This is a genomic window from Burkholderia sp. SIMBA_051, assembly GCF_046534915.1.
GTDB lineage: Bacteria > Pseudomonadota > Gammaproteobacteria > Burkholderiales > Burkholderiaceae > Burkholderia > Burkholderia ambifaria.
This window is the reverse complement of sequence record NZ_JAWRXS010000046.1, coordinates 1-501: the sequence shown is the minus strand read 5'-3', so window position 1 is coordinate 501 and position 501 is coordinate 1. Positions and strand designations below refer to the sequence as shown.

Below are 501 nucleotides of genomic sequence, written 5' to 3'. Positions count from 1 at the left end.
CCGGCTCGGACATGTGGCCGACCGATGCGCGGGAACAGATCGAGGTGCTGCGCTGGCTGTCGTGGAACGATTGCCACTCGGCACAGGCGGTGTCGCCGTACTACTTCGAGCACATCGTCAAACCCACCTTCGGCATCGGGCCGCCGGACGAGAGCCAACTGGCGGGCAAGGGCAAGGATTTCAACCGGTACGCGGCGGTGCTGGACGCGCATCTGCAGCGGCGCGACCACGTCGCGTGCGGCCGGCTGACGATCGCCGACTTCCAACTCGCGTCGATGGCGGCGTACTGGCGAACATCCACCATGCCGATGGCGCCGTTCCCGAACATCGTGCAATGGCTCGATGGCCTGGCGCGCCTGCCGGCATGGGCCGATCCCTGGCCCGATGGACGCGCCGCCCCGGCCTGACCTGGCCGGCCGCGGCACGCCTTAGAGGGGTTCGTCGTGGCAAGATCCGGGCCTCTGTTATCGTTGCCGGGGCCGCATCCCCAAGACCCCGCCG

The 501-nt window shown here is 68.9% G+C and carries 1 protein-coding gene; it reads left to right on the top strand.

Going from position 1 to position 501, the window contains the following annotated elements; all coding sequences use genetic code 11:
* The coding region (locus tag SB771_RS33460; RefSeq protein WP_410721847.1) for a glutathione S-transferase family protein at positions 1–407 on the top strand (407 nt) is incomplete at its 5' end.
* Positions 408–501: the final 94 nt, after the last annotated feature.